Source organism: Streptomyces sp. NPDC023157, assembly GCF_055560575.1.
On the sequence record NZ_JBVHIL010000009.1, the window covers coordinates 359,155 to 383,740 of the forward strand.

Here is a 24,586-nt window from a genome sequence, read left to right on the forward strand (position 1 = left end):
GTTCCGCAACCCCACGTGGCATCCCGTTGGTGCCCAACCACGTCAAGACCAGGAGACACCACTCCAGTGGCAGTCAAGATCAAGCTCAAGCGCCTCGGCAAGATCCGCCAGCCTCACTACCGCATCGTCGTCGCCGACTCCCGCACCCGTCGGGACGGTCGCGCGATCGAGGAGATCGGCCTCTACCACCCGACGTACAACCCGTCGCGTATCGAGGTCGACTCCGAGCGTGCGCAGTACTGGCTGTCCGTCGGCGCCCAGCCGACCGAGCCGGTTCTCGCCATCCTGAAGCTCACCGGCGACTGGCAGAAGGCCAAGGGCCTCCCGGCCCCGGAGAAGCCGCTGCTCGCCCCGGCGACCAAGGAAGCCAAGCGCGCCACGTTCGACGAGTTCGCCAAGGCGCTCGAGGGCGGCGACGCCAAGGGCGAGGCCATCACCCCGAAGGCCAAGAAGGCTGACAAGAAGGCGGACGAGGCCGAGGCCGAGTCCACCACTGAGTCGACCGAGGCCTGAGCATGCTCGAGGAGGCTCTCGAGCACCTCGTGAAGGGCATCGTCGACAACCCCGACGATGTGCAGGTCGCCTCGCGCAACCTGCGTCGCGGCCGTGTGCTCGAGGTTCGGGTCCACCCCGATGACCTCGGCAAGGTGATCGGCCGTAACGGCCGCACCGCACGTGCGCTGCGTACCGTCGTGGGCGCCATCGGCGGCCGTGGCATCCGCGTCGACCTCGTCGACGTGGACCAGGTGCGCTGAAAAGAGAACACCGGCACGGGCCGGGGAGGGCCTAGCGCCCACCCCGGCCCGTTGTCGTACCCACGGGAAAGACAGGAGAGAGTGGAGAAGTGCAGCTGGTAGTCGCGCGGATCGGCCGCGCCCACGGCATCAAGGGCGAGGTCACCGTCGAAGTGCGGACCGACGAGCCCGAGCTCAGGCTCGGCCCCGGAGCAGTCCTGCTCACCGACCCGGCCTCCACCGGGCCGCTCACCATCGAGACCGGCCGGGTGCACAGCGGCCGTCTTCTGCTGCGCTTCGAGGGCGTCAAGGACCGCACCGCGGCCGAGGCCCTGCGCAACACCGTCCTCATCGCCGAGATCGACCCCGAGGAACTGCCGGAGGAGGAGGACGAGTACTACGACCACCAGCTCATGGACCTCGACGTGGTCCTCGCCGACGGCACCGAGATCGGTGTCATCTCCGAGATCTCCCACCTGCCGTCCCAGGACCTCTTCATCGTGGAGCGGCCCGACGGCAGCGAGGTGCTGATCCCCTTCGTCTCGGAGATCGTCACCGAGATCGACCTGGAGAACCAGCGGGCCGTGATCGTCCCGCCGCCCGGCCTGATCGACGACCGCGCCGAGATCGCCTCCGCCCGCGAGGACGAGCCCGCCGACCCCGCGGAGCCCTCCGCGCCCTCCGAGGGCGACGACTCCGGGGACCGCGCATGAGGCTCGACGTCGTCACGATCTTCCCCGAGTACCTCGAACCGCTGAACGTGTCGCTGGTCGGCAAGGCCCGCGCCCGCGGCCAGCTCGACGTCCACGTCCACCACCTGCGTGACTGGACCCACGACCGGCACAACACCGTCGACGACACCCCGTACGGCGGCGGCCCCGGCATGGTCATGAAGACCGACCCCTGGGGCGACGCGCTGGACCAGACCCTCGCCGACGGGTTCGAGGCCGGCGCCCACGGCCCGGTCCTCGTCGTCCCCACCCCCAGCGGCCGGCCCTTCACCCAGGAGCTCGCCGTCGAGCTCTCCGAGCGGCCCTGGCTGATCTTCACGCCCGCCCGCTACGAGGGCATCGACCGCCGGGTCATCGACGAGTACGCCACCCGGATGCCCGTCTACGAGGTGTCCATCGGCGACTACGTGCTGGCCGGCGGCGAGGCCGCCGTCCTGGTCGTCACCGAGGCCGTCGCCCGACTGCTGCCCGGCGTCCTCGGCAACGCCGAGTCGCACCGGGACGACTCCTTCGCCCCCGGCGCCATGGCCAACCTCCTGGAGGGGCCCGTCTACACCAAGCCCCCCGAGTGGCGCGGCCGCGGCATCCCCGACGTGCTGCTCAGCGGGCACCACGGGAAGATCGCGCGCTGGCGGCGCGACGAGGCCTTCCGGCGCACCGCCGCCAACCGGCCGGACCTGATCGAGCGCTGCGACCCCGCCGCGTTCGACAAGAAGGACCGGGAGATCCTCTCCATGATGGGCTGGGCCCCCGAGCCCGGCGGCCGATTTTGGCGCAGGCCCGACGGCGTGGAAGAATAGGCCGCTGTCGTACGTCCGGCGCGCGCCCCTGCCACAGGGGGACGACGCCCGCCTGAGACGCACGGCGATCACCAGACATCCGTACGTACCGCTGATGACCTGTGGCATCAGCGAGGAAAGAGACCTCCATGGCCTCCCTGCTCGACCAGGTCAACGCCGGTTCGCTCCGCGCCGACGTCCCGGCCTTCCGTCCCGGTGACACCGTGAACGTCCACGTTCGCGTCATCGAGGGCAACCGCTCCCGTATCCAGCAGTTCAAGGGCGTCGTCATCCGCCGCCAGGGCTCCGGCGTCTCCGAGACCTTCACCGTCCGCAAGGTCTCCTTCTCCGTCGGCGTCGAGCGCACCTTCCCGGTGAACTCCCCGATCTTCGAGAAGATCGAGGTCGTGACCCGCGGTGACGTCCGTCGCGCCAAGCTCTACTACCTGCGTGAGCTGCGCGGCAAGGCTGCCAAGATCAAGGAGAAGCGCGACCGCTGAACCTCGGTCCACAGGGTGGCGGGATAAGCTCTGCCCCCGATGGACACCGAAGCACAGCACACGGAGCGCGATCGCTCCTCCGACGAGGAGGAGCGGTCGCGCTCCGCGCGCATGTCCGGGGCCTTCGCCGCCGCCGGACCGCTCACCTGGCGCCGTACGGGTCTGATCGGCGTGGCCTGCATGGTCTTCCTGCTGGTGTTCAGCCACTTCGTGCTCCAGCCGTTCCTGGTGCCCAGCGGCTCCATGGAACCCACCCTCCAGGTCGGCGACCGGATCCTCGTCAACAAGCTGGCCTACCGGTTCGGCGACGAGCCGCGCCGGGGTGACGTCGTCGTCTTCGACGGCACCGGCTCCTTCGTCCAGCAGCCGCCGGCCGGCAACCCGGTCACCGGCGCCGTGCACGACGCGGCCGCCGCCCTCGGCCTCGCCGAGCCCGACGAGACCGACTTCGTGAAACGGGTCGTCGGCACCGGCGGCGACCGGGTGGTCTGCTGCGACAAGGACGGCCGGATCAGCGTCAACGGCGCCCCCGTCCAGGAGCGGTACGTGATGCTGGGCGACCAGCCGTCCAAGGTGCCGTTCGACATCGTCGTGCCGCCCGGCACCCTGTGGGTCATGGGCGACCACCGCAGCCAGTCCAGCGACTCCCGCGACCACCTCGGGCAGCCCGGCGGCGGCATGGTCCCGGTCGACAAGGTCATCGGGCGCGCGGACTGGATCGGCTGGCCCTTCGGCCGCTGGTCCACCGTCCCCGCCACGGACGCCTTCGCCGCCGTGCCCGACTGGACGGGCGCCGGACATCCCGGATCCGCCGCGAGCCCGGTGGGCGGCGCCGGACGCGGCCATGGGTAGGCGGGGCAGGGTGCCCGACGGGCGCCACGGCGGCGCCGCCGCCGACACCGGCCACGGGCCCGAGGACGGCGACCGTGCGCTGCCGGGGCGGGCCGAGCGGCGCAGGCTGGCCCGCAAGGTGAAACGGCGCCGGCAGCGCTCCGCCATGAGGGAGATCCCGCTCCTCGGCATCGTGGCCGTCCTGATCGCCCTGGTCCTGAAGACCTTCCTGGTCCAGGCCTTCGTGATCCCGTCCGGCTCGATGGAGCAGACGATCCGGATCGACGACCGGGTGCTGGTCGACAAGCTGACGCCCTGGTTCGGCTCCCGTCCGCAGCGCGGGGACGTCGTCGTCTTCAAGGACCCGGGCGGCTGGCTCCAGCAGGAGACCGCCCCGCCGGCCGACGACCCGGTGGGCGTCAAGCAGCTCAAGCAGGCACTCACCTTCATCGGCCTGCTGCCCTCGGCCGACGACCAGGACCTCATCAAGCGGGTGGTGGCGGTCGGCGGGGACACCGTGAAGTGCTGTGGCGAGGACGGGCGGATTACCGTCAACGGCGTACCGTTGGACGAACCGTATCTGCACCCGGGGAACGCACCTTCGAAGATCCCCTTCGAGGTGAAGGTCCCCCAGGGGAGGATCTTCGTCATGGGCGACCACCGGTCGAACTCCGCCGACTCGCGCTATCACCTGGACGAGAAGGACCACGGCACCGTCTCCGAGGAGCAGGTCGTGGGCCGGGCCGTCGTCATCGCCTGGCCCGTGGGCCACTGGCGGCGGCTCGAAGAACGGTCGACCTTCGCCTCCGTGCCCTCGGCGCCCCAAGACGGCGCGGTGGACGGGGCCGCGGGGCGGGGTGTGTCGCATAGTGTGTCCCAGCGGAATCTGAACGGATTGCCCGGGCTCCCGACCCCTGCGGAACTCCCGCTCGTTATGGGAGTGGTGGGCCTGTCCCTGTTCCGGGACAGGCGATTGCACGGACTGAGGAGTGGATGTGGGGGATTTGGCCGTCGGCGCACGATCCGGACACGACGAGCCCGAGAAGAGGCCCGATCGGCCCGCCCAACAGGCGGCGGCCATGACGGATGACTCCACGGGCCGTCAGGACGGTGACGCGGGCTCCGACCAGGGTCCGGACCAGAACGCCACCCCGTCCGGCGGCACCGGTGACGGCGGCGGCACGTTCACCGGCCGCGCCGCCAAGGGCCCGAAGAAGCCGCGCTCCTTCTGGAAGGAGCTGCCGCTGCTGATCGGCATCGCGCTGATCCTCGCGCTGCTGATCAAGACCTTCCTGGTGCAGGCGTTCTCGATTCCCTCGGACTCGATGATGAACACCCTCCAGCGCGGTGACCGGGTGCTCGTCGACAAGCTCACCCCGTGGTTCGGCTCCGAGCCCGAGCGCGGCGAGGTCGTCGTCTTCCACGACCCGGGCGGCTGGCTGGAGGAGGGCAAGACGCCCGAGCCCAACATCGTGCAGAAGGCCCTCAGCTTCATCGGCCTCATGCCGTCCGCCGAGGAGAAGGACCTCATCAAGCGGGTCATCGCGGTCGGCGGCGACACCGTCTCCTGCAAGGAGGGCGGCAAGGTCACGGTCAACGGCAAGGAGCTGGACGAGACCGCGTACCTGTACCCCGGCTCCGTGCCCTGCGAGCCCGTCTTCGGCCCGATCAAGGTCCCCGAGGGCCGCATCTGGGTCATGGGCGACAACCGGCAGAACTCCCTGGACTCCCGCTACCACCAGGAGCTCGCCGGCGGCGGCACCGTCTCCAACGACGAGGTCGTCGGCCGCGCCGTCGTCATCGCCTGGCCGGTGACCCGCTGGGCCACCCTGCCGGTCCCGTCCACCTTCGACCAGCCCGGCCTCAGCCAGGCGCTGGCCGTCGCTCCGGGCGCGGCGGGCGTCGCCGGTGCGCTTCCGCTGGTGCTGTGGCGCCGGAAGAAGCTCGCCGCACGTCATACCGCCGAGTAGTGACCCGCGGGTAGGGTGCCCTCCCGGACCGTCGCACGGACGGTCCGCGGACCCCTGAGGTGCCCATGAGCGTCAATCCGCGTACCAAGGACGGCCATGGCCGTCTCGGCAGCGTTCTGTCGGGACTGGCCGTGGCCGTCGGCTGTGTGCTCTTCCTCGGCGGCTTCGCCCTCGGGGCCGTGCTCTACCAGCCGTACACGGTGCCCAGCGACTCCATGACACCGACGCTCGCGGTCGGCTCCAAGGTGCTCGCCGAGCGCATCGACGGCACGGACGTCCGGCGCGGCGACGTCGTCGTCTTCACCGACCCGCTCTGGGGCAACGTGACCATGGTCAAGCGGGTGGTGGGCGTCGGCGGCGACACCGTCGCCTGCTGCGGCACCGACGGACGGCTCCTGATCAACGGCAAGCCGGTCGACGAACCGTATCTGCCGAAGGGCCAGCCCGGCTCGAACTATGTCTTCTCCACCACCCTGCCGGCCGGGAAGCTGTTCCTCCTCGGCGACGAGCGGCGGAACTCGGTGGACTCGCGCGCCCACCTCCAGGACGCCGCCCACGGCGCCGTGTCCGCCTCCTCCGTCGTCGGCCGCGTCGACGCCGTCGTCTGGCCCTCCCCGACCGTCCTCGAACGGCCCGCGAGCTTCGCGGCGCTGCCCGGCGGCATCTCCGGACCCGGACCCGTCGCGCCGCTCTTCTACGCGATCGTCGCCGGGTGTGTACTGATCCTGGCCGGGGCCGCGTACGGGCCGCTGGCCCGGCTCGCCGCCCGCAAGCAGGCGCCGGCGGCCGGGAACACGAGGGACAGGGTGAGCGCATGACGGACACGACGGAGCCCCGGCGGGTGGCCCGGGTGGTCCTGCTCGACCCCGACGACCGCATCCTCCTCATCCACGGCCACGAACCCGACGACCCCGCCCGGACCTGGTGGTTCACCCCCGGCGGCGGCCTGGAGGGCGACGAGAGCCGGGAGGAGGCCGCGCTGCGCGAGCTGGCCGAGGAGACCGGCATCACCGAGGTCGAACTCGGCCCCGTGCTGTGGCGGCGCTCCTGCTCGTTCCCGTTCGACGGGCGCCGCTGGAACCAGGACGAGTGGTACTTCCTGGCCCGTACCACCCGGACGGCCACCGCCCCGGCCGGCCTCACCGAACTGGAGGCCCGCAGTGTCTCCGGCCTGAGGTGGTGGACTTCCGCCGAACTGTCGGCGGCCCGTGAGACGGTGTACCCCGACAAGCTCGCCGAGCTGCTGCGCACGCTGCTCGACGAAGGACCTCCCAGCGCGCCGCTCGTGCTCGCCCCGCAGATCGTCTAGGGGCTTGTGCGACTGGCGCACAATGGGGGGACGCACGGCTGAAGGGGAACATGCCATGAGCGCCGAGGACCTCGAGAAGTACGAGACCGAGATGGAGCTGAAGCTCTACCGGGAGTACCGCGATGTCGTCGGCCTGTTCAAATACGTGATCGAGACCGAGCGGCGCTTCTACCTCACCAACGACTACGAGATGCAGGTGCACTCGGTCCAGGGCGAGGTCTTCTTCGAGGTCTCGATGGCCGACGCCTGGGTCTGGGACATGTACCGGCCCGCCAGGTTCGTCAAGCAGGTCCGCGTCCTGACCTTCAAGGACGTGAACATCGAGGAGCTCAACAAGAGCGACCTGGAGCTCCCCGGCAGCTGACCGGAGCTCGCCGGCGGCTGACCCGGAGCTTCCCGGCGGTTGACCCGGAGTTCCCGGTGGCTTCTCGGCCCCTTCTCGGCCCCCGGCCGTTCCACTCGCACGGGTGACCGGGTTTTCCACAGCGGCCCCTCCGTCCACAGCCCCGCACACGGGACGTACCACCTGAGTCACAGTCGGTGACGGAGGTGGTACCGAATGAACGCGACCCGAGCCCTCGGGCGATACGGAGAAGAGCTCGCCGCCCGTCGGCTGACCGCGGCCGGCCTGCACGTCCTCGCCAGGAACTGGCGGTGCGGCCGCACCGGAGAGATCGACATCGTCGCCCGCCAGGGCGACACCCTCGTCGTCTGCGAGGTCAAGACCCGGCGCGAGGGGGCCTTCGAGCACCCGATGGCCGCCGTCACCCCGCGCAAGGCCGAACGGCTGCGGCGCCTCGCCGCCTGCTGGCTCGACCGGCACGGCGGCCCAACCGCCGGGGGAGGCGTCCGCATCGACCTCATCGGTGTCCTGCTGCCCCGCAGGGGCGCACCCGTCCTCACCCACGCCCAGGGGGTGGCGTGATGGGATTCGCCCGCACCTGCTCCGTCGCCCTCGTCGGCGTCGAAGGCGTCGTCGTCGAGGTCCAGGCCGACCTCGAAGCCGGGGTCGCCGCCTTCACCCTCGTCGGACTCCCCGACAAGAGCCTCACCGAGAGCCGCGACCGGGTCCGCGCCGCCATCGTCAACTCCCAGGCCGAATGGCCCCAGAAGAAACTCACCGTCGGACTCAGCCCCGCCTCCGTTCCCAAGGGCGGCTCGGGATTCGACCTCGCCGTCGCGGCAGCCGTGCTCGGCGCCGCCGAGCGCATCGACCCCCGCAGCATCGCCGACCTCGTCCTCATCGGCGAACTCGGCCTCGACGGGCGCGTCCGGCCCGTCCGCGGCGTCCTGCCCGCCGTGCTCGCCGCGGCCGACGCCGGATACCGGCAGGTCGTCGTCCCCGAACAGACCGCCGGCGAGGCGGCCCTCGTGCCCGGCGTCTCCGTCCTCGGCGTCCGCAGCCTGCGCCAGCTCATCGCCGTCCTCTCCGACGAACCCCTCCCCGACGAACAGCCCCTGGAGCCGGGCCGCCCCGACCCCATGCTCGCCGGACTCCTCGTCCCCGGCGCCGGCGTCGGCACCGGACTCTCCGCCGACCCCGCCGACGGACCCGACCTCGCCGACGTCGCCGGACAGCACACCGCCCGCCGGGCCCTGGAGATCGCCGCCGCGGGCGGTCACCACCTGCTGCTCTCCGGACCGCCCGGCGCGGGCAAGACCATGCTCGCCGAACGGCTCCCCGGCATCCTGCCGCCGCTCACCCGCCACGAATCCCTCGAAGTCACGGCCGTCCACTCGGTCGCCGGGATCCTCCCGCCCGGCGAACCCCTCGTCCACCGCCCGCCCTACTGCGCACCCCACCACTCCGCGACCATGCAGTCCCTCGTCGGCGGCGGCAACGGACTTCCCCGCCCCGGCGCGGTCTCCCTCGCTCATCGGGGAGTGCTTTTTCTCGACGAGGCGCCGGAGTTCTCCACGAAGTCCCTCGACGCCCTGCGTCAACCCCTGGAATCCGGCCACGTCGTCATCGCCCGGGCCGCCGGCGTCGTCCGGCTCCCCGCCCGCTTCCTCCTCGCCCTCGCCGCCAACCCCTGCCCCTGCGGCCGCCACACCCTCCACGGCGCCGGCTGCGAATGCCCCGCCTCCCTGATCCGCCGCTACCAGGCCCGGCTCTCCGGCCCCCTGCTCGACCGCGTCGACCTGCGTGTCGAGGTCGAACCCGTCACCCGCTCCGACCTCCTCGGCCAAGGGGGTCGCGGCGAGTCGAGCCGCACCGTCGCCGACCGCGTCCGCGAGGCCAGGGCCCGTGCCGCCGCCCGCCTCGACGGCACTCCCTGGACCGTCAACAGCGAAGTCCCCGGACACGAGCTGCGCACCCGCTACGTCACCGAGCCCGGCGCCCTCGCCGCCGCCGAACGCGACATCGAACGGGGCCTGCTCACCGCCCGCGGCCTCGACCGGGTCCTCCGCGTGGCCTGGACCGTCGCCGACCTCGCGGGCCACGCCCGCCCCGGCGCCGACGACCTCGCCCTCGCCCTCGAACTGCGCACCGGGATCGCCCGGGGCGTCCCCGTCGGCGCGGGAGAGCGGCCGTGACCGCCCGGGAGGCGGAGCGCCTCGCCCGCGCCGCCCTCACCCATGTCGTCGAGCCGGGCGACGAACACGCCGGCCGTGCCCTTGGCCGCCACGGGGCCACCGGCTTCCTGCGGCTGCTCCGGGAGGACGAGGAGCCGGGGCCCGACGCCTTCCCCGGGACCGGTGCCCGGCGCGTCGACGGCTGGCGGCGCCGGGCCCGCACGGCCGCACCCGAGCGGGACCTCGGCCTCGTCGCACGGCTCGGCGGACGCTTCCTCGTCCCCGGCGACCCCGAGTGGCCGCGCCAGCTCGACGACCTGGCGGACGCCCGCCCCGTCGGCCTCTGGGTGCGCGGGCCGGCCGACCTGCGCGGCTGGGCCCTGCGCTCGGTCGCCGTCGTCGGCGCCCGCGCCTGCACCCCCTACGGGGCCCACACCGCCGCCACCCTCGCCGCCGGGCTCGCCGAGCGCGGCTGGGTCGTCACCTCCGGAGCGGCCTTCGGCGTCGACGGCGCCGCCCACCGGGGCGCCCTCGGCTCCGGCGGCGCCACCGTCGCCGTCCTCGCCTGCGGGGTCGACGTGCCCTACCCGCCCGGCCACGCCGGACTCATCCGCCGCATCGCCGAACAGGGCCTGGTCGTAGGGGAACTCCCGCCCGGCGCCCACCCGACCCGCAGCCGGTTCGTCCTGCGCAACCGCGTCATCGCCGCCCTCACCCGCGGCACCGTCGTCGTCGAGGCCGAGTACCGCAGCGGCTCCCTCGTCACCGCCCGCGCCGCGGCCCGCCTCGGGCGGTACGTCATGGGCGTCCCCGGGCCCGTCACCAGCGGACTCTCCGCCGGGGTCCACGAACTCCTGCGTGGCGAGGCCACGCTCGTCACCGACGCCGCCGAGGTCGTCGAACTGGTCGGCGCCATCGGCCAGCTCGCCCCGACGCGCCGAGGCCCCGTCCTGCCCCGCGACCTGCTCGCCCCCGACACCGCCCGGGTCCTCGAAGCCCTCCCCGGCCGAAGTCCCGCCCCCCTCGCCGAGATCGCCGCACGCGCCGGCGGTCACCCCGACCACACCCTCGCCAAGCTGTACGAACTCCACTCCCTGGGGTTCGTCGAACGACACGGAGACGACTGGCAGTTGACGAACACGAGGACAGAAGCCTCGAACACCCGGCATGGCGTTGCTTGACCTGGAGCATTCGGGTGAAAGGGTGACGGGGATGAGCAATCGAGTTCTCTCGGGCACACCCGAGGGGCCGACGCGCGCCTCGGCCCCCGTTCGAAGGTGTGGCCGACGGTGCCCACCCGGAGCGGCGCGATCCCCCGATGTTCGCGCACCGCGACAGTCCACTCACGCTACGCTCACGAGGATCCCCCGCCCGACGGACGGACCTACTCCTTCACACCCGACAGCAGAACGGCTCAAGGCGACGCATGCCCCAGCACACCTCCGGGTCTGACCGCGCTGCGGTGCCCCCAGCAGCCCGGGGCACCGTGCGACCGCCCGCACCGACCTCGCTCGACGAGCTGTGGCGCTCGTACAAGGACAGCGGCGACGAGCGGCTGCGGGAGCAGCTGATCCTGCACTACTCGCCCCTCGTGAAGTACGTCGCCGGACGCGTGAGTGTCGGTCTGCCCTCCAACGTCGAGCAGGCCGACTTCGTCTCCTCCGGGGTCTTCGGACTCATCGACGCGATCGAGAAGTTCGACGTCGAGCGGGCCATCAAGTTCGAGACCTACGCCATCACGCGCATCCGCGGCGCGATGATCGACGAACTCCGGGCCCTGGACTGGATCCCCCGCTCCGTGCGCCAGAAGGCCCGCAACGTCGAACGGGCCTACGCCACCCTGGAGGCGCAGCTGCGGCGCACCCCCTCCGAGCCCGAGGTCGCGGCCGAGATGGGCGTCACACTGGAGGAACTGCACTCCGTCTTCAGCCAGTTGTCCCTGGCCAACGTGGTCGCCCTGGAAGAGCTGCTGCACGTCGGCGGTGAGGGCGGTGACCGGCTCTCCCTCATGGACACCCTCGAGGACACCGCCGCCGACAACCCCGTCGAGGTCGCCGAGGACCGTGAGCTGCGCCGACTGCTCGCGCGGGCGATCAACACCCTCCCCGAGCGGGAGAAGACCGTCGTCACGCTCTACTACTACGAGGGCCTCACCCTCGCCGAGATCGGTCACGTCCTCGGCGTCACCGAGAGCCGGGTCAGCCAGATCCACACCAAGTCCGTCCTCCAGCTGCGCGCCAAGCTGGCCGACGTAGGGCGCTGACCGGGCGGGCCGCTCCCGCCGTACAGTGGTTCCGTGCCAAGGATTCGAGCGGCCTCGGTGGCCGAGCACCGGACGATGCAGCGAGGCGCCCTGCTGGACGCCGCGCGATCCCTGCTGTCCGAAGGCGGGACGGATGCGCTGACCTTCCCCGCCCTCGCCGAGCGCACGGGCCTGGCCCGCTCCTCGGTCTACGAGTACTTCCGCTCCCGCGCGGCCGTGGTCGAGGAGCTGTGCGCCGTCGACTTCCCGGTCTGGGCCGCCGAGGTCGAGGCCGCCATGGCCGGCGCCACGACCGCCGAGGGCAAGGTCGAGGCCTATGTGCGCACCCAGCTGGAGCTCGTCGGCGACCGGCGCCACCGCGCGGTCGTCGCGATCTCCGCGAGCGAGCTGGACGACGGGGCCCGCGAGAAGATCCGCGCCGCGCACGGCGGCCTGGTCACCATGATCGTCGAGGCCCTCGGCGCCCTGGGCCGCCCTCAGCCCCGCCTGGAGGCGATGCTCCTCCAGGGCGTGGTGGACGCGGCGGTCCGCCGTATCGAACTCGGCGCGGCCGAGGACCCGGCGGTCATCGCCGAGGCGGCGGTCTCCATGGCCCTCGGCGGAGTCCGCGGCGCCTGACCTGGCGGCGGCCTCCGCGTGACAGGGGGTCTCGGCCCAGGCCCCGGCAGGAGCACCGGCCCGGTCGCCGGCAGGAGCCGGGAGGGGCCGCCGTGGACCAGGGTCAGCGGGTTCAGGTAGTGGGCGCCGCGTAGCAGGCCCCAGTGCAGGCAGGGGTGCGTGCAGTGGCCGCCCGGGGCGACCCGGGCCACCAGGTCGCCCGGGCGGACGGTGGTGCCGGCTCCGACGAGGGGCTCCACCGGCCCGTACGTCGTCCGCAGGGGTGGCAGGCCGGTACCCGTGAGGGTGATCGTGAGGACGCCCCGGCCGCCGACCGGGCCCGCGAAGGCGACCGTGCCCGCCGCGGGGGCCAGCACCGGGGTGCCCGGCGGGGCCGCGAGGTCGACGCCGCGGTGGCCGGCCGCGTACGGACCGGGCGGCGGCTCGAAGCCGCGCAGGACCTCGGGGCGCGGCGGCCCGACCGGCCAGACCGCCGTGAGCAGGGACAACAGGGGCAGCAGGAACAGCGTGACAGGGCGCATGGCAGCAGGCTGCCCGGCCCGTCGCCGCCGCCACCGCGACGGCCCGGATCTGTGGACGACCGAACGGTTGTGGACAGCTCCGTCACCCGCCGCCTCCGGGGTCCCGTACACTTTCCATGGCGACCCGGGTCACCGGGTCGACTTCGCACGCCCCGCCATCGGTCTCCGTGACGGATGGCAGCGCCTTTCGGTCCCTCGTGGCACGGCGCGCCGGGGCGTCAGGTAATACAACCGAGAATTCAAGGAGATACGGCCATGGCCGTCGTCACGATGCGGGAGCTGCTGGAGAGCGGCGTCCACTTCGGTCACCAGACCCGTCGCTGGAACCCGAAGATGAAGCGCTTCATCTTCACCGAGCGCAACGGCATCTACATCATCGACCTGCTCCAGTCGCTGTCGTACATCGACCGCGCCTTCGAGTTCGTCAAGGAGACCGTCGCGCACGGCGGCTCCATCATGTTCGTCGGCACGAAGAAGCAGGCCCAGGAGGCCATCGCCGAGCAGGCGACGCGCGTCGGCATGCCGTACGTCAACCAGCGCTGGCTGGGTGGCATGCTCACCAACTTCTCCACCGTCTACAAGCGTCTGCAGCGCCTCAAGGAGCTCGAGCAGATCGACTTCGAGGACGTGGCCGCCTCCGGTCTCACCAAGAAGGAGCTCCTGGTCCTCTCCCGCGAGAAGGCCAAGCTGGAGAAGACCCTCGGTGGTATCCGCGAGATGCAGAAGGTGCCGAGCGCCGTCTGGATCGTCGACACCAAGAAGGAGCACATCGCCGTCGGTGAGGCGCGCAAGCTCCACATCCCGGTCGTCGCGATCCTCGACACCAACTGCGACCCCGACGAGGTCGACTACAAGATCCCGGGCAACGACGACGCGATCCGCTCCGTCACCCTGCTCACCCGCGTGATCGCCGACGCCGTCGCCGAGGGCCTCATCGCCCGCTCCGGCGCCGCGACCGGCGACTCGAAGCCGGGCGAGAAGGCCGCCGGCGAGCCCCTCGCCGAGTGGGAGCGCGACCTGCTCACGGGTGAGAAGAAGGCCGACGACGCCGAGGTCCAGACCTCCGCCGAGACCGAGAAGGTCGCGGACGCCGAGGCTGCCGACGTCGCCGCCGAGGTCACCGAGGTCGCTGCCGAGGTCGTCGCCGAGGCTCCGGCCGCGGACGCCGAGCAGGCCTGACCCTTCAGGACCCTGAGGTCCTTCGGGTGAGGACGGCGGGGGCCCACGAAGCCCCCGCCGTCCCCCCGTGGACCCGCCCGATCTTTCAGACTTCGAGAGAGAAAAAGACTCATGGCGAACTACACCGCCGCTGACGTCAAGAAGCTCCGCGAGCTCACCGGCGCCGGCATGATGGACTGCAAGAAGGCCCTGGACGAGGCCGACGGCGATGTCGACAAGGCCGTAGAGGCCCTGCGCATCAAGGGCCAGAAGGGTGTCGCCAAGCGCGAGGGCCGCTCCGCCGAGAACGGCGCCGTGGTCTCCCTCATCGCGGACGACAACACCGCCGGCACCATCGTCGAGCTGAAGTGCGAGACGGACTTCGTCGCCAAGGGTGACAAGTTCCTCGCCGTCGCCAACGCGCTGGCCGCGCACGTCGCCGCCACCGCCCCGGCCGACATCGAGGCGCTGCTCGCCTCCGAGATCGAGCCCGGCAAGACCGTCCAGGCGTTCGTCGACGAGGCCAACGCCAACCTCGGCGAGAAGATCGTCCTCGACCGCTTCGCGCAGTTCGCCGACGGCTACGTCTCCGCGTACATGCACCGCACCATGCCCGACCTGCCGCCGCAGATCGGTGTCCTGGTCGAGCTGGACAAGGAGAACGCCGAGGTCGCGAAGGGTGTCGCGCAGCACATCGCCGCGTTCGCCCCGAAGTACCTGACCAAGGACGAGATCCCGGCCGACGTCGTCGAGTCCGAGCGTCGCATCGCCGAGGAGACCACCCGCGCCGAGGGCAAGCCCGAGGCCGCGATCGCCAAGATCGTCGAGGGTCGCCTCAACGGCTTCTTCAAGGACGCCACGCTGCTCGGCCAGCCGTACGCCCTTGACAACAAGAAGTCCGTCCAGAAGGTCCTGGACGAGGCCGGTGTCACCCTGAAGCGCTTCGCCCGCATCAAGGTCGGCATCTGAGTCCGTCAGCAACGGACACCGGACCCCGGTAGGGTCTGAGGCAGCCGCCCGCGTTCGCGTCGGACGGCCGCAGATCTGACGAGGAGGCCATTGCCGTACGGGAAGCCGCAAGGACCCCAGGCAATGGCCTTCTTCGTATGTGCACGAGGAGACCTCCATGAATCAGGGCGCCGCACAGGGCGACGACAACATCGGCAAGAAGACCGGCCGCTACATGCTGAAGCTGTCCGGAGAAGCCTTCTCCGGCGGTACCGGGCTGGGGGTCGACCCGGACGTCGTGCACGCCATCGCGCGTGAGATCGCCGCCGTGGTCCGCGACGGCGCGGAGATCGCGATCGTGATCGGCGGAGGCAACTTCTTCCGTGGCGCCGAGCTCCAGCAGCGCGGCATGGACCGGGCCCGCTCGGACTACATGGGCATGCTGGGCACCGTGATGAACTGCCTCGCCCTCCAGGACTTCCTGGAGAAGGAGGGCATCGACTCCCGCGTCCAGACCGCCATCACCATGGGCCAGGTCGCGGAGCCGTACATCCCGCTGCGCGCCGTGCGCCACCTGGAGAAGGGCCGCGTGGTCATCTTCGGCGCCGGCATGGGCATGCCGTACTTCTCCACCGACACCACCGCCGCGCAGCGCGCGCTGGAGATCGACGCCGAGGCCCTGCTCATGGGCAAGAACGGTGTCGACGGGGTCTACGACTCCGACCCGAAGGCCAACCCGGACGCGGTCAAGTTCGACGCCCTGGAGTACGGCGAGGTGCTCTCCCGCGACCTCAAGGTCGCCGACGCCACCGCCATCACGCTGTGCCGGGACAACAACCTCCCGATCCTCGTCTTCGAACTGCTCGCCGAGGGCAATATCGCGCGCGCGGTCAAGGGTGAGAAGATCGGCACTCTCGTGAGCGACCAGGGCACCCGGGCCTGACCCGAACCGGGAACCGCCCCGCGAGGGGATGGACAGAGCCCTGCCGGTCGTACCGCCGTGCAGGACACAACGCGACGACGCACAGGAGCAAGTGGTGATCGAAGAGACCCTCCTCGAGGCCGAGGAGAAGATGGAGAAGGCGGTCGTGGTCGCCAAGGAGGACTTCGCCGCGATCCGCACCGGTCGTGCGCACCCGGCGATGTTCAACAAGATCGTGGCCGACTACTACGGCGCCATCACTCCCATCAACCAGCTGGCGTCGTTCTCGGTGCCGGAGCCGCGGATGGCCGTGGTGACCCCGTTCGACAAGAGCGCGCTGCGCAACATCGAGCAGGCCATCCGCGACTCGGACCTGGGCGTCAACCCCAGCAACGACGGCAACATCATCCGTGTGACGTTCCCCGAGCTGACGGAGGAGCGCCGCCGCGAGTACGTCAAGGTCGCGAAGACCAAGGCCGAGGACTCGAAGGTCTCCATCCGCTCCGTGCGCCGCAAGGCCAAGGACGCCCTCGACAAGCTGGTCAAGGACAAGGAGGCCGGCGAGGACGAGGTGCGCCGTGCCGAGAAGGAGCTCGACGACACCACCGCGAAGTACGTCGCGCAGGTGGACGAGCTGCTGAAGCACAAGGAAGCCGAGCTCCTCGAGGTCTGATGAACGACTCTTCCTGGGGGGCCCCGGCCGGAACCGGCTTCGGGGGACCCGACCAGGGGCCTGCCCCGGCGGGTCCCCCCTACGAAGGGCGGCAGGCGGCGCAGACTCGGCCCATGCCCATCGTGTCCGACGACGTTCCCGCCGGCGACAACCAGGACGACCACGATCGGGGGGCCGCCCAGCAGGGCGGTCCCCCGTTCCGTGGCGAGACGCCGCACGAGCACCCGCAGGAGCCCATGTCCAGCCCGTCCCAGCCCACCCCCGCGCCTTCGCCCCGGCAGCAGCCGCGGCAGAAGAAGAGCGCGGGCCGTGACCTGGGCGCGGCCATAGGGGTCGGCCTCGGCCTCGGCGCCGTCATCGTCGCGTCGCTGTTCATCTGGAAGCCGGCGTTCGTCGGAGTGATAGCGGTCGCCGTGGTGGTCGGCCTGTGGGAGCTCACCTCCCGCCTGCAGGAGCGCAAGGGCATCAAGGCCCCGCTGGTCCCGCTCGCGGTCGGTGGCGCGGCCATGGTCGTCGCCGGGTACGTGCGGGGTCCGGAGGGCGCCTGGGTCGCCATGGCCCTGACCGCGCTCGCCGTCCTGGTGTGGCGGATGACGGAACCGCCCGAGGGCTATCTGAAGGACGTCACGGCGGGCGTCTTCGCCGCGTTCTACGTGCCGTTCCTGGCGACCTTCGTGGCGATGCTGCTGACCGCCGACGACGGCCCGCAGCGGGTGCTGACCTTCCTGATCCTCACGGTGGTCAGCGACACCGGCGCGTACGCGGTCGGCTGGCGCTTCGGCAAGCACAAGCTGGCCCCCCGCATCAGCCCCGGCAAGACCCGCGAGGGCCTGCTCGGCGCGGTGACCTTCGCGATGGCGGCCGGCGCGCTCTGCATGCAGTTCATGATCGACGACGGCATCTGGTGGCAGGGCCTGCTCCTCGGCCTCGCGGTCGCGGCCACCGCGACCCTGGGCGACCTGGGCGAGTCGATGATCAAGCGCGACCTCGGCATCAAGGACATGGGCACCCTGCTGCCCGGCCACGGCGGCATCATGGACCGACTGGACTCCCTGCTGCCGACGGCGCCGGTGGTCTGGCTGCTCCTGGTGCTGTTCGTGGGCAACGGCTGACGGCCGCCGCCCCCGCGCCCCCCGTACGAAGGGCCCGCCGCCTCCTGGGCAGCGGGCCCTTCGGCATCCGCCGACCGGGTGAGGTCGGCGCGGCTCGCCGGTCCGGTGCGGGCCCAGCGGGAAGGATCCCGCCATGACACCGAAGGCTCACTCGGCCGGGAAGCCCCCGGGGTCCCTGACCGTCCTGCTGACCCTCGCGTCCGGACAGTTCCTGATGGCGCTCGACAGCTCCGTCATGAACGTCTCCATCGCGACCGTGGCGGCCGACGTCGACACCACGGTGACCGGCATCCAGGGCGCCATCACCGCGTACACCCTGGTCATGGCGATGTTCATGATCCCCGGCGGCAAGGTCGGGGTGCTGATCGGCCGCAAACGCGCCTTCATGATCGGCTGCTGCGTCTACGGCGTCGGCTCGCTCACCACGGCCCTCGCGCCCAGCCTCCCGGTGCTGCTGCTCGGCTGGTCCTTCCTCGAAGGCATCGGCGCGGCGCTCATCATGCCCGCGATCGTGGCCCTGGTGGCCGGCAACTTCCCCACCGAACGGCGCCCCTTCGCGTACGGCATCGTGGCCGCCGCCGGAGCCGTCGCCATCGCGCTCGGCCCGCTCATCGGCGGCGTCGCCACCACCTACTTCTCCTGGCGCTGGGTCTTCGCCGGCGAGGTCCTGCTGGTCCTCGTCATCCTCGTGTTCGCCCGCTCCATCGCCGACGCCGTGTCCGAGGAACGCCCGCGCATCGACCTCGTCGGCGCGCTGCTGTCCGCCGCCGGGCTCGGGATCTTCGTGTACGGCGTGCTGCGCTCCGACGAGTGGGGCTGGGTCCGGCCCAAGGCCGACGCGCCCGCCTGGCTCGGCGTGTCCATGGTCGTGTGGATGGGGCTGGCGGGGCTGTTCCTCCTCTGGCTCTTCCTGCGCTGGGAGGCCCGGCTGGTCAAGCGGGGCAAGGAACCGCTCGTCCACCCGCACATGCTGCGCAACCGGCAGCTCACCGGCGGCCTGACCATGTTCTTCTTCCAGTACCTCGTCCAGATGGGCGTCTTCTTCGTCGTCCCGCTCTACCTGTCCGTCGCCCTCGGGCTGTCCGCGCTGGCGACCGGGGCGCGCATCCTGCCGCTGTCGCTGACCCTGCTGGCCGCCGCGCTCCTGATCCCGCGCTTCCTCCCGGACGTCTCGCCCCGCCGGGTGGTGCGCCTCGGGGTGCTCGCGCTGCTCGCCGGCGCGGTCGTCCTGATGGCGGCCCTCGACGCCGACGCGGGCGCGGAGATCGTCACCCTTCCGCTGCTGCTGATCGGCCTCGGCATGGGCGCGCTCGCCTCCCAGCTCGGCTCGGTCACCGTCTCCGCCGTCCCCGACCGGCAGAGCGCGGAGGTCGGCGGCATCCAGAACGCCGTCACCAACCTCGGAGCCTCCATCGGCACCGCCCTGGCCGGCTCGCTCATGATCGCGGCGCTCACCACCTCCTTCCTGACCGGCGTCGAGCAGAACCCGGCCATCCCCACCGAGGTCAAGAGCACCGCGTCCGTCGAACTGGAGAGCGGCGTCCCGTTCCTCTCCGACGCCCAGCTCACGACCGCCCTCGACCAGGCCGGCGTCAGCCCCGAGGTCACCGCCGCCGCCCTGGAGGCCAACGCCGCCGCCCGCCTCGACGGCCTGCGCGCCGCCCTCGCGATCCTCGCCGGCGCCTCCGTGGTGGCCCTCTTCTTCACCTCCCGCATCCCCGGAGTCCAGCCGGGCTCCGTCGCCCCCTGACGGCGGGGCCGCCGCGCGACCGGGCGCACCGGCATCGGCCGGGAACGGGCGCACCGGTCCGCGTCTGCGACACTGGTAGGACCATGCCCAAGCCCGGAGAACTCACTTTCGTCGCCCCGCGCGGAGCCAAGCAGCCCCCGCGGCACCTCGCCGACCTCACGCCCGCCGAGCGCAAGGAGGCGGTCGCCGCGATCGGCGAGAAGCCGTTTCGCGCCAAGCAGCTGTCCACGCACTACTTCGCGCGCTACGCGCACGACCCGGCGGAGTGGACCGACATCCCCGCCGGTTCGCGCGAGAAGCTGGCGGGGGAGCTGCTGCCCGATCTGATGTCGGTGGTGCGGCACATCTCGTGCGACGACGACACCACCCGCAAGACGCTGTGGCGGCTGCACGACGGCACGCTCGTCGAGTCGGTGCTCATGCGCTACCCCGACCGGGTGACCATGTGCATCTCCTCGCAGGCGGGCTGCGGGATGAACTGCCCGTTCTGCGCCACCGGCCAGGCGGGGCTCGACCGCAACCTGTCCACGGCCGAGATCGTGCACCAGATCGTCGACGGCATGCGCGCGCTGCGCGACGGCGAGGTCCCCGGCGGGCCGGCCCGGCTGTCCAACATCGTCTTCATGGGCATGGGCGAGCCGCTCGCCAACTACAAGCGGGTCGTCGGCGCCGTCCGCCGGCTCACCGACCCCGAGCCGGACGGCCTCGGCCTGTCCCAGCGCGGCATCACCGTCTCCACCGTCGGGCTCGTCCCGGCGATGCTGCGGTTCGCCGACGAGGGCTTCAAGTGCCGTCTCGCGGTCTCGCTGCACGCCCCCGACGACGAGCTGCGCGACACCCTCGTCCCCGTGAACACCCGGTGGAAGGTCCGCGAGGTCCTCGACGCCGCCTGGGAGTACGCGGAGAAGTCCGGGCGCCGCGTCTCCATCGAGTACGCCCTGATCCGGGACATCAACGACCAGGCCTGGCGCGGCGACCTCCTCGGCCGGCTGCTCAAGGGCAAGCGGGTGCACGTCAACCTGATCCCGCTGAACCCGACGCCCGGCTCGAAGTGGACCGCGTCCCGCCCCGAGGACGAGAAGGCGTTCGTCGAGGCCATCGCCGCCCACGGCGTGCCCGTCACCGTCCGCGACACCCGCGGACAGGAGATCGACGGTGCCTGTGGACAGCTGGCCGCCGCCGAACGCTGACCTTGTAGTCTGAGCTCGAACACATCTTCATATTCCGACAGGGGAGCGCCACAGCGCTGAGAGTGCGGTCACCGTAGGACCGCAGACCCTCTGAACCTCGCCCAGGTCATTCTGGGTAGGAAGTTCGGTCGTAACTCGAGCTGTTGCGCCCTGCCCACCTCCGGGTGGGCGGGGCCGCGTCTCTTCCTGGTCCCACCCAGGAGGACAACCACGTGAACACCAAGAAGGCCGCCGCCGTCGCGCTCGTCGCGGCGCTCGGCGTCACCACCCTCGCCGCCTGCTCCACCGAGGACGCCCGCGGGGCCGCGGGCAAGTCGGGCGCGCCCGCGCCGAAGACCGTGACCCTCGTCAGCCACGACTCCTTCAACGCCTCCAAGGAGGTGCTGGCGGAGTTCACCCGGCAGACCGGTTTCACGATCAAGGTCCTCAAGAGCGGCGACGCCGGCGAGGCCGTCAACAAGGAGATCCTGACCAAGGGCTCCCCCCAGGGCGACGTCTTCTTCGGCGTCGACAACACCCTGCTCTCCCGCGCCCTCGACAACGGCATCTTCACGCCGTACGAGGCGAAGGGCCTGGACCGGATCCCCGCCGCGCTCCAGCTCGACAAGGAGCACCGGGTCACCCCGATCGACTCCGGCGACATCTGCGTCAACTACGACAAGCAGTACTTCGCCGGCAAGAAGCTGGCGCCGCCGCAGTCCTTCGACGACCTGGCCAAGCCCGCGTACAAGGACCTCCTCGTCGTCGAGAACCCCGAGCGCTCCTCCCCGGGCCTCGGCTTCCTCCTCGGCACCGCCGCGCAGTACGGCGACGACGGCTGGCAGGACTACTGGAAGAAGCTCAAGGCCAACGGCGTGAAGACCGTCGACAGCTGGGAGCTCGCCTACAACCAGGAGTTCTCCGGCTCCGCCGGCGGCAAGAAGGCCAAGGGCGACCGCCCGCTCGTCGTCTCCTACGCCTCCAGCCCGCCGGTCGAGGTGCTCTACTCCGAGCCCCAGCCGAAGGTGGCGCCCACCGGCGTCTCCACCGGCACCTGCTTCCGGCAGACCGAGTTCGCGGGCCTGTTGAAGGGTGCGAAGAACCCCGAGGGCGGCAAGGCGCTGATCGACTTCCTGATCTCCAAGAAGTTCCAGGACGACATGCCGCTCCAGATGTTCGTCAACCCCGTCACCGATGACGCCACGCTCCCGGCGCTGTTCACCAAGCACGGCGTGGTCGTCGACAAGCCGCAGACCATGGCGCCCGACAAGATCGCCGCCCACCGTGACCAGTGGATCCAGCAGTGGACCTCGCTCGTCCTGAAGTAGCCCGCCCGGGCCGTACGGGGAACGCGGCGCGGCTGGCCCTCATGGTGCTGCCCGTCGCGTTCTTCGGGGTCTTCTTCGCCTGGCCCGTCGTCTCGATCGTCGAGCGCGGGCTCAGGCCGGACGGGCACTGGGAGCTCGGCCGCTTCGCGGAGACGCTGAGCAGCCCGGAGATCCTCGACGTCCTGTGGTTCACGCTGTGGCAGGCGCTCGCCTCCACCGCGCTCACCCTGCTCGTCGCCCTGCCCGGCGCGTACGTCTTCGCCCGGTTCGACTTCCCCGGCAAGGGGCTGCTGCGGGCCGTCGTCACCGTGCCGTTCGTGCTGCCCACCGTCATGGTCGGCACCGCGTTCCTCGCCCTGCTGGGCCGCGGCGGACTCCTCGACGAGCTGTGGGGCGTCCGCCTCGACACCACCGTCTGGGCCATCCTCATCGCCCACGTCTTCTTCAACTACGCGGTCGTCGTACGCACCGTCGGCGGCCTCTGGTCCCAGCTCGACCCCCGCCAGGAAGAAGCCGCCCGGGTGCTCGGCGCCTCCCGCTGGCGGGCCTGGCGCACGGTGACCCTGCCGGCCCTCGGGCCGTCCGTCGCCGCCGCCGCGCTCATGGTGTTCCTGTTCACCGCGAGCTCCTTCGGCATCGTGCAGATCCTCGGCGGCCCCGCGTACTCCACCCTGGAGACCGAGATCTACCGGCAGACCGCCGACCGGCTCCAGCTCTCCACGGCCGCCGTCCTCACGCTGGTGCAGTTCGTCGCCGTCGGCGCGATCCTCACCGTGCACGCCCGGATGGTGCGCCGCCGGGAGACCGCGCTGAAGCTGGTCCCGCCGGAACGGACCGCCGCCCGCCCGCGCGGCGCCGGGCAGTGGCTGCTGCTCGGCGCGGTCCTGCTCTCCATCGGCCTGCTGATCCTCGCGCCGCTCGGCGTCCTCGTCGAACGCTCCCTCGCCACCCCCACCGGCTACGGCCTCGACTACTACCGCGCGCTGCAGTCCGTCGACGAGGACGGCACCTTCCTCGTGCCGATGACCGACACCATCGTCAACTCCCTCCAGTACGCGCTCGCCGCCACCGCCCTCGCCGTCGTCATCGGCGGCCTCGCCGCGGCGGCCCTGACCCGGCGGGCGGGACGCCTGGTCCGCGGCTTCGACGCGCTGCTCATGCTGCCGCTCGGGGTGTCCGCCGTCACCGTCGGCTTCGGCTTCCTCATCACCCTCGACGAGCCGCCGCTCGACCTGCGGGCCAGCTGGATCCTGGTGCCGCTCGCCCAGGCCCTGGTCGGCGTCCCCTTCGTCGTACGGACCATGCTGCCCGTGCTCCGCGCGGTCGACGAACGGCTCCGCGAGGCCGCCGCCGTGCTCGGCGCCTCGCCCTGGCGGGCCTGGCGCGAGGTCGACCTGCCCCTCGTACGGCGGGCGCTCCTCATCGCCGCCGGCTTCGCCTTCGCCGTCTCGCTCGGCGAGTTCGGCGCCACGGTCTTCATCGCCCGCCCCGACAACCCGACCCTGCCGGTGGCCGTGGCCCGGCTCCTGGGCCGGCCCGGCGAGCTCAACTACGGCCAGGCCATGGCCCTCTCGACGATCCTCATGGTGGTGTGCGCGGTGTCCCTGCTGCTCCTCGAACGGCTCCGCAACGACCGGACCTCGGGGGAGTTCTGATGCTGACACTCCACGACGCGACCGTACGGTTCGGGGACCGCGCGGTGCTCGACGCGGTGGACCTGGAGGTCGCCGAGCACGAGATCGTGTGCGTGCTCGGCCCCAGCGGCAGCGGCAAGTCCACCCTGCTGCGGGCCGTCGCCGGACTCCAGCCGCTCTCCGCCGGCCGGGTGCTGCTCGGCGGCGCGGACCAGACCGGGGTGCCGGTGCACCGGCGCGGGGTCGGCCTCATGTTCCAGGACCACCAGCTGTTCCCGCAGCGGGACGTCGCCGGGAACGTGGCGTTCGGGCTGCGCATGCACGGTGTCGCCAAGGCCGAACAGGGCGCCCGCGTCGAGGAGTTGCTGGACCTCGTCGGCCTCCCCGGGGCCGGCCGCCGGGCCGTCTCCTCGCTCTCCGGCGGCGAACAGCAGCGCGTGGCCCTCGCCAGGGCGCTCGCGCCCCGCCCCCGGCTGCTCATGCTCGACGAACCCCTCGGCCAGCTCGACCGCGGCCTGCGCGAACGCCTCGTCGTCGAACTCCGCGGCCTCTTCGCGCAGTTGGGCACCACGGTGCTCGCCGTCACCCACGACCAGGGCGAGGCCTTCGCGCTCGCCGACCGGGTCGTGGTCATGCGGGACGGGCACCTCGCCCAGACCGGCACGCCCCTGGAGGTCTGGGGGCGGCCCGCCTCCGAGTTCGTGGCCCGCTTCCTCGGCTTCGACAACGTGGTCGCCGCCACCGTCACCGGCGCCGCCGCCGCCACCGTCTGGGGCAAGATCCCCGTCCCGGACGGCTCCCCCCAGGGCGAACGCCGCCTCCTCGTCCGCCCCGGCGGCATCCGCCTCGTCGCCCCCGGCGAGGGCCTGAGCTGCCGCGTGGAGTCCCGTACCTTCCGCGGCAACCACGTCGCCGTACGGCTCGAACCGGTCGAAGGGCCGTCCCTTGAGGCGGAGTTCCCGTTGCGGGAGGCGCCGGACGGGGGTGCGGAGGTGGATGTGGTGTTCCGGGCGGAGGATGTGGTGGTGCTTGAGGGGTGATGTGACGGGGTGACGGGTGACGGGCGATGGGTGACTCGTGACGGGTGACGCGTGACGGGTGACGCGTGACTGGCGCCCG

At 71.7% G+C, this 24,586-nt stretch carries 26 protein-coding genes and 1 pseudogene; 26 read left to right on the top strand and 1 reads right to left on the bottom strand.

All coding sequences use genetic code 11. The features are described 5' to 3' along the window. Positions 1–66 precede the first annotated feature (66 nt). From rpsP to ACZ3ZE_RS30325, 16 genes are all read left to right on the top strand, one after another. Positions 67–513 (top strand): 30S ribosomal protein S16, encoded by a 447-nt coding sequence (gene rpsP, locus ACZ3ZE_RS30250; protein ID WP_361177624.1) that lies wholly within the window; start codon positions 67–69, stop codon positions 511–513. Positions 514–515: 2 nt separating this feature from the next. Continuing rightward, positions 516–755, top strand: a complete 240-nt coding sequence (locus tag ACZ3ZE_RS30255; RefSeq protein ID WP_005311361.1) for an RNA-binding protein — start codon at positions 516–518, stop codon at positions 753–755. 89 nt (positions 756–844) lie between these two features. After that, positions 845–1,447: a ribosome maturation factor RimM gene (gene rimM / locus ACZ3ZE_RS30260; protein WP_361177621.1), complete on the top strand. Its 603-nt coding sequence runs from the start codon at positions 845–847 to the stop codon at positions 1,445–1,447. Beyond that, on the top strand, positions 1,444–2,265 hold the full coding sequence (gene trmD, locus ACZ3ZE_RS30265; protein WP_361177619.1) for a tRNA (guanosine(37)-N1)-methyltransferase TrmD: 822 nt from the start codon (positions 1,444–1,446) through the stop codon (positions 2,263–2,265). Before rimM ends, trmD begins: the two co-directional genes overlap by 4 nt. Before the next feature lie 128 nt (positions 2,266–2,393). Next, on the top strand, positions 2,394–2,744 hold the full coding sequence (gene rplS / locus ACZ3ZE_RS30270; protein ID WP_329424626.1) for a 50S ribosomal protein L19: 351 nt from the start codon (positions 2,394–2,396) through the stop codon (positions 2,742–2,744). A 39-nt stretch (positions 2,745–2,783) separates the two neighbouring features. After that, complete coding sequence (gene lepB, locus ACZ3ZE_RS30275) at positions 2,784–3,596, top strand: signal peptidase I (RefSeq protein WP_361177616.1); 813 nt, start codon at positions 2,784–2,786, stop codon at positions 3,594–3,596. Continuing rightward, a complete protein-coding gene (gene lepB / locus ACZ3ZE_RS30280; RefSeq protein ID WP_442304990.1) occupies positions 3,589–4,665 on the top strand; it encodes a signal peptidase I in 1,077 nt (358 codons plus the stop codon). Before lepB (ACZ3ZE_RS30275) ends, lepB (ACZ3ZE_RS30280) begins: the two co-directional genes overlap by 8 nt. After that, positions 4,580–5,545, top strand: a complete 966-nt coding sequence (lepB, locus tag ACZ3ZE_RS30285) for a signal peptidase I (protein WP_361177680.1) — start codon at positions 4,580–4,582, stop codon at positions 5,543–5,545. Before lepB (ACZ3ZE_RS30280) ends, lepB (ACZ3ZE_RS30285) begins: the two co-directional genes overlap by 86 nt. Before the next feature lie 65 nt (positions 5,546–5,610). After that, on the top strand, positions 5,611–6,363 hold the full coding sequence (gene lepB / locus ACZ3ZE_RS30290; RefSeq protein WP_361177612.1) for a signal peptidase I: 753 nt from the start codon (positions 5,611–5,613) through the stop codon (positions 6,361–6,363). Then, complete coding sequence (locus ACZ3ZE_RS30295) at positions 6,360–6,854, top strand: NUDIX hydrolase (protein ID WP_361177610.1); 495 nt, start codon at positions 6,360–6,362, stop codon at positions 6,852–6,854. The genes lepB (ACZ3ZE_RS30290) and ACZ3ZE_RS30295 overlap by 4 nt, the downstream gene beginning before the upstream one ends. 55 nt (positions 6,855–6,909) lie before the next feature. Then, the gene (locus ACZ3ZE_RS30300; RefSeq protein ID WP_005311352.1) at positions 6,910–7,218 is read left to right on the top strand and encodes a DUF2469 domain-containing protein; all 309 of its coding nucleotides are present in this window, start codon (positions 6,910–6,912) and stop codon (positions 7,216–7,218) included. A gap of 195 nt (positions 7,219–7,413) precedes the next feature. Continuing rightward, positions 7,414–7,779: a YraN family protein gene (locus ACZ3ZE_RS30305; RefSeq protein ID WP_467261477.1), complete on the top strand. Its 366-nt coding sequence runs from the start codon at positions 7,414–7,416 to the stop codon at positions 7,777–7,779. Then, positions 7,779–9,392: a YifB family Mg chelatase-like AAA ATPase gene (locus tag ACZ3ZE_RS30310; RefSeq protein ID WP_361626131.1), complete on the top strand. Its 1,614-nt coding sequence runs from the start codon at positions 7,779–7,781 to the stop codon at positions 9,390–9,392. Before ACZ3ZE_RS30305 ends, ACZ3ZE_RS30310 begins: the two co-directional genes overlap by 1 nt. Further along, a complete protein-coding gene (dprA, locus tag ACZ3ZE_RS30315) occupies positions 9,389–10,552 on the top strand; it encodes a DNA-processing protein DprA (RefSeq protein WP_361626134.1) in 1,164 nt (387 codons plus the stop codon). The genes ACZ3ZE_RS30310 and dprA overlap by 4 nt, the downstream gene beginning before the upstream one ends. 245 nt (positions 10,553–10,797) lie before the next feature. Continuing rightward, positions 10,798–11,634, top strand: a complete 837-nt coding sequence (whiG, locus tag ACZ3ZE_RS30320; protein WP_329424639.1) for an RNA polymerase sigma factor WhiG — start codon at positions 10,798–10,800, stop codon at positions 11,632–11,634. A gap of 57 nt (positions 11,635–11,691) precedes the next feature. Further along, positions 11,692–12,252: a TetR/AcrR family transcriptional regulator gene (locus ACZ3ZE_RS30325; protein WP_361177678.1), complete on the top strand. Its 561-nt coding sequence runs from the start codon at positions 11,692–11,694 to the stop codon at positions 12,250–12,252. A gap of 119 nt (positions 12,253–12,371) precedes the next feature. On the opposite strand, the pseudogene ACZ3ZE_RS30330 reads toward ACZ3ZE_RS30325, so the two are convergent. Next, positions 12,372–12,773, bottom strand: a pseudogene (locus tag ACZ3ZE_RS30330) (murein hydrolase activator EnvC family protein); the annotation flags it as partial. Positions 12,774–13,028: 255 nt separating this feature from the next. On the opposite strand from ACZ3ZE_RS30330, the gene rpsB reads away from it, so the two are divergent. From rpsB to ACZ3ZE_RS30380, 10 genes are all read left to right on the top strand, one after another. Continuing rightward, complete coding sequence (gene rpsB / locus ACZ3ZE_RS30335) at positions 13,029–13,952, top strand: 30S ribosomal protein S2 (RefSeq protein WP_361177605.1); 924 nt, start codon at positions 13,029–13,031, stop codon at positions 13,950–13,952. 111 nt (positions 13,953–14,063) lie between these two features. Continuing rightward, on the top strand, positions 14,064–14,900 hold the full coding sequence (gene tsf / locus ACZ3ZE_RS30340) for a translation elongation factor Ts (protein ID WP_361177603.1): 837 nt from the start codon (positions 14,064–14,066) through the stop codon (positions 14,898–14,900). A 157-nt stretch (positions 14,901–15,057) separates the two neighbouring features. Then, positions 15,058–15,822, top strand: coding sequence for a UMP kinase (pyrH, locus tag ACZ3ZE_RS30345; RefSeq protein WP_467261479.1), 765 nt, complete (start codon positions 15,058–15,060; stop codon positions 15,820–15,822). 94 nt (positions 15,823–15,916) lie between these two features. After that, positions 15,917–16,474, top strand: coding sequence for a ribosome recycling factor (gene frr, locus ACZ3ZE_RS30350; RefSeq protein ID WP_329424646.1), 558 nt, complete (start codon positions 15,917–15,919; stop codon positions 16,472–16,474). Next, positions 16,474–17,586 (top strand): phosphatidate cytidylyltransferase, encoded by a 1,113-nt coding sequence (locus tag ACZ3ZE_RS30355; protein ID WP_467261481.1) that lies wholly within the window; start codon positions 16,474–16,476, stop codon positions 17,584–17,586. The genes frr and ACZ3ZE_RS30355 overlap by 1 nt, the downstream gene beginning before the upstream one ends. A 133-nt stretch (positions 17,587–17,719) precedes the next feature. After that, on the top strand, positions 17,720–19,336 hold the full coding sequence (locus tag ACZ3ZE_RS30360) for an MFS transporter (RefSeq protein ID WP_361177597.1): 1,617 nt from the start codon (positions 17,720–17,722) through the stop codon (positions 19,334–19,336). 83 nt (positions 19,337–19,419) lie between these two features. After that, the gene (gene rlmN, locus ACZ3ZE_RS30365; protein ID WP_361177595.1) at positions 19,420–20,526 is read left to right on the top strand and encodes a dual-specificity RNA methyltransferase RlmN; all 1,107 of its coding nucleotides are present in this window, start codon (positions 19,420–19,422) and stop codon (positions 20,524–20,526) included. Positions 20,527–20,738: 212 nt separating this feature from the next. After that, positions 20,739–21,833 (top strand): thiamine ABC transporter substrate-binding protein, encoded by a 1,095-nt coding sequence (locus ACZ3ZE_RS30370; protein WP_361177593.1) that lies wholly within the window; start codon positions 20,739–20,741, stop codon positions 21,831–21,833. A gap of 41 nt (positions 21,834–21,874) precedes the next feature. After that, positions 21,875–23,488: an ABC transporter permease gene (locus ACZ3ZE_RS30375; protein ID WP_361177676.1), complete on the top strand. Its 1,614-nt coding sequence runs from the start codon at positions 21,875–21,877 to the stop codon at positions 23,486–23,488. Beyond that, the gene (locus tag ACZ3ZE_RS30380) at positions 23,488–24,507 is read left to right on the top strand and encodes an ABC transporter ATP-binding protein (RefSeq protein ID WP_467261483.1); all 1,020 of its coding nucleotides are present in this window, start codon (positions 23,488–23,490) and stop codon (positions 24,505–24,507) included. Before ACZ3ZE_RS30375 ends, ACZ3ZE_RS30380 begins: the two co-directional genes overlap by 1 nt. Positions 24,508–24,586: the final 79 nt, after the last annotated feature.

Excerpts from the sequence above, each read along its gene's own strand:
- lepB (WP_361177616.1), top strand. The coding sequence starts at position 2,784 with ATGGACACCGAAGCACAGCACACGGAGCGCGATCGCTCCTCCGACGAG.
- ACZ3ZE_RS30255 (WP_005311361.1), top strand. The coding sequence starts at position 516 with ATGCTCGAGGAGGCTCTCGAGCACCTCGTGAAGGGCATCGTCGACAAC.
- whiG (WP_329424639.1), top strand. The coding sequence starts at position 10,798 with ATGCCCCAGCACACCTCCGGGTCTGACCGCGCTGCGGTGCCCCCAGCA.
- ACZ3ZE_RS30355 (WP_467261481.1), top strand. The coding sequence starts at position 16,474 with ATGAACGACTCTTCCTGGGGGGCCCCGGCCGGAACCGGCTTCGGGGGA.
- ACZ3ZE_RS30380 (WP_467261483.1), top strand. The coding sequence starts at position 23,488 with ATGCTGACACTCCACGACGCGACCGTACGGTTCGGGGACCGCGCGGTG.
- tsf (WP_361177603.1), top strand. The coding sequence starts at position 14,064 with ATGGCGAACTACACCGCCGCTGACGTCAAGAAGCTCCGCGAGCTCACC.
- trmD (WP_361177619.1), top strand. The coding sequence starts at position 1,444 with ATGAGGCTCGACGTCGTCACGATCTTCCCCGAGTACCTCGAACCGCTG.
- lepB (WP_442304990.1), top strand. The coding sequence starts at position 3,589 with ATGGGTAGGCGGGGCAGGGTGCCCGACGGGCGCCACGGCGGCGCCGCC.
- lepB (WP_361177612.1), top strand. The coding sequence starts at position 5,611 with ATGAGCGTCAATCCGCGTACCAAGGACGGCCATGGCCGTCTCGGCAGC.
- ACZ3ZE_RS30305 (WP_467261477.1), top strand. The coding sequence starts at position 7,414 with ATGAACGCGACCCGAGCCCTCGGGCGATACGGAGAAGAGCTCGCCGCC.
- pyrH (WP_467261479.1), top strand. The coding sequence starts at position 15,058 with ATGAATCAGGGCGCCGCACAGGGCGACGACAACATCGGCAAGAAGACC.
- rlmN (WP_361177595.1), top strand. The coding sequence starts at position 19,420 with ATGCCCAAGCCCGGAGAACTCACTTTCGTCGCCCCGCGCGGAGCCAAG.
- rplS (WP_329424626.1), top strand. The coding sequence starts at position 2,394 with ATGGCCTCCCTGCTCGACCAGGTCAACGCCGGTTCGCTCCGCGCCGAC.
- ACZ3ZE_RS30300 (WP_005311352.1), top strand. The coding sequence starts at position 6,910 with ATGAGCGCCGAGGACCTCGAGAAGTACGAGACCGAGATGGAGCTGAAG.
- ACZ3ZE_RS30375 (WP_361177676.1), top strand. The coding sequence starts at position 21,875 with ATGGTGCTGCCCGTCGCGTTCTTCGGGGTCTTCTTCGCCTGGCCCGTC.
- ACZ3ZE_RS30295 (WP_361177610.1), top strand. The coding sequence starts at position 6,360 with ATGACGGACACGACGGAGCCCCGGCGGGTGGCCCGGGTGGTCCTGCTC.
- ACZ3ZE_RS30310 (WP_361626131.1), top strand. The coding sequence starts at position 7,779 with ATGGGATTCGCCCGCACCTGCTCCGTCGCCCTCGTCGGCGTCGAAGGC.
- ACZ3ZE_RS30360 (WP_361177597.1), top strand. The coding sequence starts at position 17,720 with ATGACACCGAAGGCTCACTCGGCCGGGAAGCCCCCGGGGTCCCTGACC.
- rpsB (WP_361177605.1), top strand. The coding sequence starts at position 13,029 with ATGGCCGTCGTCACGATGCGGGAGCTGCTGGAGAGCGGCGTCCACTTC.